Below are 7617 nucleotides of genomic sequence, written 5' to 3' on the forward strand. Positions count from 1 at the left end.
TCGGGATTGATTATTTTAATAGACTCGTGTGAAGTGCCAGAACCTATTGATCAAACAACCGACTTTCTTGCCTTGCGATAAGCCGATGGGCTGGCTCCTTTGTACTTTTTAAAAATTCTGTTTAGATGGCTTTCGTCTGTAAAATTGAACTCCCTTGCAATTTCGCCGATACGAAGTTCACTATGCAACAGCCTGTTTTCAATCAGCTTTAATTTATACTGGGTCACATAATCCTGCAGCGTTTCATTAGCATGTTTTTTAAAATAGCGGCCCAGATAAGACTCTGAAATACCAAAAGATGCACCCAAATGTTCGGCCGTGAGTTTCTCCGGCGTATAGATATTACTCTGTATATATTCCAAAATATCAAGTGCCTTTTCTTCCGACTGCTCATTAATTTTTTCGGGCAGAGATTTTGCGATATTTCTGGCCACAACTACAATCAGTGTGTTGACCAACTGACGGATGAGCTCTTTATTATACAGGTCCCGGTTAACGTATTCCCGTATAATTGCGTTGATCATTGGTTCTACCAGTGTTTTATCTACCTGATTTTTGAGTATGCAGCCAGGTTGATGATTGGCATGCTGTAATATAAACTCCAGTTTCTGGATATGGTCTTGAGGCAGGACATTGTTCCTGATATAAATATTGTTAAACCGGATAAACAAAAACTGGGTAGTTTCTTCAATGTCAAAAGAATGGCAGTCGTCTGGTGTGATCAGAAACATATGCCCTTTGTGATAGGGAAATTTGTTTTTATTAATACATTGTTGTCCGGTACCAGCAACAATATAAACCAATTCAAAGAAAGTGTGCTCGTGAGCCTTTTTGGGGCATTCATTCAGTTCTTTAAAAACGATCTCAAAGGGTTCATATAAACTTTCCTTATGCATGGTGTAAAATTACTGATTTAACGAATGGATGTACAAATGAATTTGTAAAAACACCGCTAATTTTGACGTATAAAACAGAATACAATGAAAGCAATAATTTTAAAAGAGTTTGGATCCACAGCTCAGTTACAACTACAAGAGCTGCAGATCCCGGAAATAAAAGATCAGGAAATATTGATAAAAGTTAAAGCCATCAGCATCAATCCTGTGGACATAAAAACCCGCGAAGGAAAAGGAGTTTCGGGAAAGATCAAAGATGAACATCCGATGATCCTTGGCTGGGATATCTCTGGAATTGTAGAGACGTCCAAATCTGAAGAATTTAAAGCCGGCGATGAAGTATTTGGAATGGTCAACTTTCCCGGCCATGGTAAAGCCTATGCAGAATATGTAGCGGCACCTGCAGATCAATTGGCTTTAAAGCCAAAGCAGACCAGTCATACGGATGCCGCGGCAGCTACACTAGCCGCCTTAACGGCCTGGCAGGTGATTGTAGATCATGCTAAGATTAAAGCTGGAGACCGCGTTTTGATCCATGCAGCAGCTGGGGGAGTTGGACATTATGCGGTGCAGATCGCTAAACACCTTGGGGCCTATGTAATTGGAACATCCTCAGCGGCAAAAAAAGAATTTGTACTGAGCCTGGGTGCCGATGAGCATATTGATTACACCGCCGGCCCTTTGGAGCAATTTACAAGTCATGTTGACTTTGTGCTGGATGCCATAGGAGGTGAAAATATTGACAAATCTTTAAAAGTGATCAAAAAAGGCGGCACCATTATCAGTATTCCCTCCGGATTGAGAGAAGCCGTTACGGAAAAAGCAAAAGCAATGGGGATCAATGGCTATTTCACCATGGTGGAGTCGAGCGGGCATAACATGCAGCAAATTGCCAGACTGCTGGAAAATGGAACGCTGAAGTCTCATGTCTCCCAGCTCTTTGATTTTGAACAAATGGCTGATGCCCATCAGGCACTTGAAACCGGCAGAACACAGGGGAAAATTGTAATTACTGTCAATACCATTTAATCAGGCCCTGACAGACGCGTCAAAACATTAGTTTATTCATGTTTTAACGCGTCTGCTGGATTAGATGCAGCAATCTTAAAGGTTTGAACGCTGATGGTTAACAAAGTAATCAATAATGATATAGAGGCCGCCAGAAGAAATGGCCATACAGAGACCGCAATCCTATAGTCATATTTCTGGAGCCAGTTCGTTGAAAAGATATAGGCTATAGGGAAAGCGATCAGATTAGAATACAATACCAGCTTAATAAAGTCCCTGTTGAGCAACATCAAAATGTTCTTCATATCGGCACCAAGCACCTTTCTGATGCTAATTTCCTTTTTGCGCTGTTCAGCAATATATAAAACCAGCCCTAACAAGCCAAGGCAGGAAATGAAAATTGCAAAACCGCCAAACAGATTAGACAGAACCCCCATGGTTCTTTCGTTCCTGAACTTATCGGCCATATTTTGATCGATGAACTGAATGTCGGTAGGATAGGCTGGGTTGATGGCCGCACCAATATCACGAATTTTCTGAATAGAACGGCTGAGATTTTGTGTCGGGTTGAGCCTGAAAAGCAATACGTTGGTCTCTTTATAGGCGGAGAAAAATAATGTTGGAGAAACTTTAAATGCAGTAGACTCGTAATTGTAATCTTTTACCACACCAATTACCGTAAAAACCGCTTTATCCCATCTGATCCGGGTACCTATAGGCTGTTTAAGCCGCATGGCCCTTACTGTGCTTTCATTCAGAATAACCGCTGAAGAATCCAGGGCAAATTTTTCGGAGAAATCTCTGCCCAGCAACATTTTGGCACCAATGGTCTTCATAAAGTGGAAACCTGTTGCCCTATAGTTCATAACGATGATTTCATCTGCGAATTTGCCTGGCCATTCAAATGCCGAAGAATTGTCTCCTCCATTGGTTAAGCCATTAGACATCTCCGTTGCAGAACTGATCACTCCAGCTTTAAAGAGCTCTGCTTTAAAAAGTTCAGCTTTTGAACGTGTCTTAAATTCACCTGAACGTTCTATCTGAACCAGATTGTTTTGATCAAAGCCAAGCGGTTTCTGTTCAATAAAATGGATTTGATTATAAATAATAATAGCTGAAATGATCATGCAAATAGAGAATCCAAACTGCAGAACAACCAGTATCCTCCGCAAAGGTAACGAAGACCGGCCTGCACCATTAAAACCTTTCAATACCCTGACCGGAACAAAAGAAGACAAATAGAAGGCAGGATAACTGCCTGCAACAAAACCGGTGAACAGCAGTAATAGAAGCAAGGTGGCCCAGAGCTCAAAAGAATTGTAGGAAATCAACATCTGTATATCCAGAAGGTTATTAAAGTAGGGTAAGGCTGCTTCAGTAAGAACAAAAGCTATTCCTATAGCAAAAAAAGACAGAAGCAAAGACTCCGCAAAAAATTGCAAGGCAATGGAGCGTCTTGATGAGCCCAGCGTTTTACGCACGCCAACCTCTCTTGCCCGTTTTTCGGAACGCGCCGTACTGAGGTTCATATAATTGATACAGGCAATAAGCAAAACACAGAAAGCCAGGAAAAGGAATAATTTTACCTCATCTATTTTCCCCCCGGTAGCTCTTCCGTTTTCAAAGTTATTGTATAGATGACTTTTTTTAAGCGGAAATAAAAAGGCTTCAGCCTTGCTTTTTGGCTGATTGGCGGAGATCATCTTACGGATTTGTGCATCCGCCGCCTTAAAATCATCAGGATTCTTTAACTGGATCACCGTGTTACAAAAACCGCTTCCCCAGTCTGTTCCTGCAAGCCAGGGAGATTCCTGCTCAAACAAAGCCCAAGTTAATAATACATCGAATTTATAAGTCTGGTTTTTAGGCGGATCGGCAATCACAGCAGTAACATGAAGATATTTCCGGTTGTCCAGTTTAACACTCTTTCCTATCGGATCAGTGGTTCCGAACAGACTTTTGGCGGTAGATTCAGTAATCAGAATAGCATTGGGATCGGTTAAAGCCGTTGCAGGATTTCCTTTAATAAAATGATAATCCAGGATTTTCAGAAAAGAAGGTTCCACAAAATAAACATTCCTTTTATAGGAATTTTGCGCATAGTTAAACAGGATTCCCCAGCGCCTCGCAATCCGGCTGGCATATTCGACCTGAGGAATATTCTGCACCGAAGCAGGACCTAATAACTGCGGAAGCGCATCGTCAGTAGCGCCGTAGGTAAGGGTTTCTCCACTTGCTTTGTAGTTTTTGCAAACCGCATAAATACGATCTATATTCCTGAACTGTTTGTCATAACTCCATTCATAATTCACATATAACAGGAGCATTAAACAGCAGGTCATTCCAATAGCCAGCCCGCCAATATTGATGAGGGAAAAACCTTTATATTTCAAAAGATTGCGGAACGCTATTTTTAAATTAAAGATGAGCATCGGTCAATTGTTTATATAACTTGACGAAAGGACGTGCCAAAACGAAAATAGGCTTCAAAGCCCTGCCTGTAACGGCCTGGGTTTTCGTTGCTGTTCGTAAATGTACATGTACATGTTCATTTACGAACAATGTTTAACAGGGCCCATGCACCTGAAGCCTTTCTATATCCTACAAATTTATCTGGCACAAGGCTTGAGTGAAGGTCGAAAACACAAACATGCAAAAATCCAATTTCCTGCCTATTCTTTTTATGCTCAGCTTTTCAGTCAATGCAAATCTATTTGCCCAAAAGCTTGAAAATGTAGATATCTCCAAGGTAACAACAACGGTCAACCGAACCATCAGTATGAATGTTGTAGATAAACAGCATATTCTCTCGGTTAACCCTGGACCTGGAGCCGGGATTATAATGATCAAGTACCCCACTTTTGAAAATGGAGAGATTGAATTTGAAGTTAAAGGGCGGGATGTCCACCAAAAAAGTTTTGTTGGCTTCGCGTTTCATATTAAAAATGAAAAGAATTATGAAGCCATTTATTTCCGGCCATTTAATTTCAGAGCAACAGATGAACTACGCAAAAAACATGCAGTCCAATATGTCTCACTTCCAAATTACGATTGGGAAGTTTTAAGAAATCATCATCCACTACAATATGAGCAACCCATTGGTGAAAACCTTGACCCAAATGAGTGGTTTAAAGTCAGGATTAAAGTTGAAGCGGGGAAAATTAGTGTATTTACCAATGATGAGCCACAGCCTTGTTTAGTAGTTAACCCCTTAGGAGACCTGAAGTCCGGGAAAATAGGTTTTTTTACCGGCGATGACTCTCCGGGGATTTTCCGAAATCTTAAAATCTCCAGGAAATAAGACTATACGGTTCCCATTTCTTGTAAATAAAGATTCAGGTCTTCTTCTTTGTCCAGGCCTAACTTTTGTTTGATTCTGTATTTGCTCATCCGAACACTTTTGGCTTCGATATGCATCATCTGGGCAATTTGCCGGGTATCCATTTTTAGGTAAATATATGCGCAAAGCTTTAGGTCCAGTGCACTGAGCTTCTTTCCCGCTTTATGATTGATCAGGCTGAAAAAATCAGGATGAACCTGCTGGATCTGCATTTTAGCATCTTCAAAATCACTGTCCAGCACCATTTCTTCCTTCCAGAGTTTTTGCATGTTGACCGGGTTTCCGTCATTCAGTTTTTCCTTTATCTGAAGCAACATCTGGTTTTTATGTTCCAACTGTAACACATTGGCCATCGCTTCCTTCTTTAATTGCAGCTGCTGGGTCTCCAGCAACAGCTGTTCTGCTTTTAGCCTAGCCTGTTCTTCCTGTTCCAGTTTTACCTTAAGTGCAGAATCCTGCTTTTCCAGATCAAGCTGTTTTTCCAGTTGTAAAGAGTAACGCAATTTGAAGTGATAAGACCGGAACATAAACAGCAATCCAAAGAAAGAAATCACCGCTACGCAACCATACAAATAGTTCTGCCGTTTGTGGCTCTGCTCGCGTTCCCTGAGCAGGTTCATCTCATTGTTTTTTTTTTCGGTTTCGTATTGTATTTCCAGTTTCTGGGCATTTAACGCTTGTTTTTCATTAAAGTTCTTTAGGGTATAAGCGGTGATCTCTTTCTGGAAATCTATGGCCTTTTTAAGCTCACCCTTCTTCTCATAAAAATCAGCTAAAGCTTGCACTACATTCAGCATGGTATAATAATAAATAGGTTTCCCAGTTTTTATAACTTCGTATGCCTGTAATAAATAAGCTTCCTGCCGGCCATAATCGGCATCCCGCTTTGCATATTCACTCAATATACCTAAACCGCTGGCCAGTATTTCCTGGCTGTTATCCACACCCTTTAAAACCGATATGGCTGTATTGGCATAACGCATGGCCTGACTTTTTGCCTGCAGGTCAGTTGGAGCAAAGTATCTGAGGTAGAAGCTTGCGATATCAATACAAGCTATCGCATAAGTCTGGTTGGCGACATGACCGGGATATTGATGATAAAGCATTTCTGATTTTTTAAGATAAAACAGCACGCTGTCCAGCTCGGCCTTGTTTTTGGAGGTATGGTAGTTATATTCATGGGCAACGGATAATGCCGTGTAACAATTACTCAAATGATTGTAATCGGTGGTTAGAAGCACATTTTCGGTAGCTTTTGAAGCATATAAATTTGCTTTTGCCTCATTGTTCCAGCCAGAATAAACGGCATACAGCCGGTAATATATTTTGGATGCGATATAAGGATCCGATTTTTTTTCCAGTTGTTTTAAGGCAAGACCGCAGAATTTTACCACATTTTGTGCATCGTCTAAAATCTTATACACCAGGACCTGCGCATAATATGCGTAGGCCATTGCGACAGGATCATTCGTTTTTTTAGCCAGTACAGATGTAGAATCGCTGGTTCGTTTTGCTGATGAAAGTTGTCCGGTAGAGGTTTTGATATTGACCAGCAGGGTGTAGGCCTTTACCGCATTGATGTAATCTTTATTCTGCAAAGCCATCCTGGCACTTTCATTGGCCTTGCGCTCTGCAAGCCCATAATTTTTATTGGTCCTGTATATTTCGGCCAGTTGATTTAACAATACAGGTTTTTCTTTTTCGCTCAGAGAAGGACTCTTTAAAACAGCGGTCAGGCTATCCGTTAACTCCGTTTGGGCAAAACCATTCACGGGGATCGTCAGGCAATACAGAATAGAAAATAGGTAGATTAAATATTTCATAAGTTCTCAAATTTAATTATAAATTGATAAGAGCCTGTGCAATAAGTAGAAAAATGTGGGCTTGTAATTTATTGGTGGTGAATGGATTATGGGTTATGTAGACATATTGTAGATGCCATTGTACTGGAGGTAGATACTTTGTAACCTGTTGAAACTTGCCGCCTATTTTTATGAAACTTAAATTAGCGGAAACCATATGAAGAAACTAAATCTTGTTTTAACAAAAACTCATGACCATGAAATACGATTTCGATATCAGTAACTTTACAAGAATTATCAACTCAGACGCCGTTCCTGCTCATGACAACGGTGGGCTGGACCTGGAGTTCAGCAACGCGGAAATCACGATAAAGAAACCATATATCGACGCGGATGGTGATCAGATGGGGAATAGCATTTTTATATTACACGATAATGGCCTCTGTATTTCCATGCGAATCGAATCCGGTTTTTTGTTTACGTTTTACCGCGAAAATAAAGGAGAAAGCTTTAAAAGTCTGGAGGCCGCCAGTCCGGAGCACATTAAACAATTTGCCTGGCAGAGCTGGAC

6 protein-coding genes are annotated in these 7617 nt (G+C 40.8%); 3 read left to right on the forward strand and 3 right to left on the reverse strand.

Translation table 11 applies throughout. The annotated features are described in order from the left end of the window. Window positions 1-50 precede the first annotated feature (50 nt). A complete protein-coding gene (locus VNZ46_RS07380; RefSeq protein WP_325559440.1) occupies window positions 51-896 on the reverse strand; it encodes an AraC family transcriptional regulator in 846 nt (281 codons plus the stop codon). Window positions 897-980: 84 nt separating this feature from the next. On the opposite strand from VNZ46_RS07380, the gene VNZ46_RS07385 reads away from it, so the two are divergent. Then, window positions 981-1925 (forward strand): NADP-dependent oxidoreductase, encoded by a 945-nt coding sequence (locus VNZ46_RS07385; RefSeq protein WP_325559441.1) that lies wholly within the window; start codon window positions 981-983, stop codon window positions 1923-1925. A gap of 32 nt (window positions 1926-1957) precedes the next feature. Here the strand turns inward: VNZ46_RS07385 and VNZ46_RS07390 are convergent, their stop codons facing one another. After that, window positions 1958-4336 (reverse strand): ABC transporter permease, encoded by a 2379-nt coding sequence (locus VNZ46_RS07390; protein ID WP_325559443.1) that lies wholly within the window; start codon window positions 4334-4336, stop codon window positions 1958-1960. 218 nt (window positions 4337-4554) lie between these two features. Between VNZ46_RS07390 and VNZ46_RS07395 the strand changes: the two genes are divergently transcribed. Beyond that, a complete protein-coding gene (locus tag VNZ46_RS07395) occupies window positions 4555-5205 on the forward strand; it encodes a family 16 glycoside hydrolase (protein ID WP_325559444.1) in 651 nt (216 codons plus the stop codon). A 2-nt stretch (window positions 5206-5207) separates the two neighbouring features. Here VNZ46_RS07395 and VNZ46_RS07400 read toward each other — a convergent pair whose 3' ends face one another. Further along, entirely contained in the window at window positions 5208-7067 is a 1860-nt protein-coding gene (locus VNZ46_RS07400; protein ID WP_325559445.1) for a hypothetical protein, read from the reverse strand. A gap of 236 nt (window positions 7068-7303) precedes the next feature. Here VNZ46_RS07400 and VNZ46_RS07405 point away from each other — a divergent pair. Next, a partial coding sequence (locus VNZ46_RS07405; RefSeq protein WP_325559446.1) for a hypothetical protein occupies window positions 7304-7617 on the forward strand: 314 nt, incomplete at its 3' end.

The sequence above is a fragment of the Pedobacter sp. genome (assembly GCF_035566355.1).
Taxonomy (GTDB): domain Bacteria; phylum Bacteroidota; class Bacteroidia; order Sphingobacteriales; family Sphingobacteriaceae; genus Pedobacter.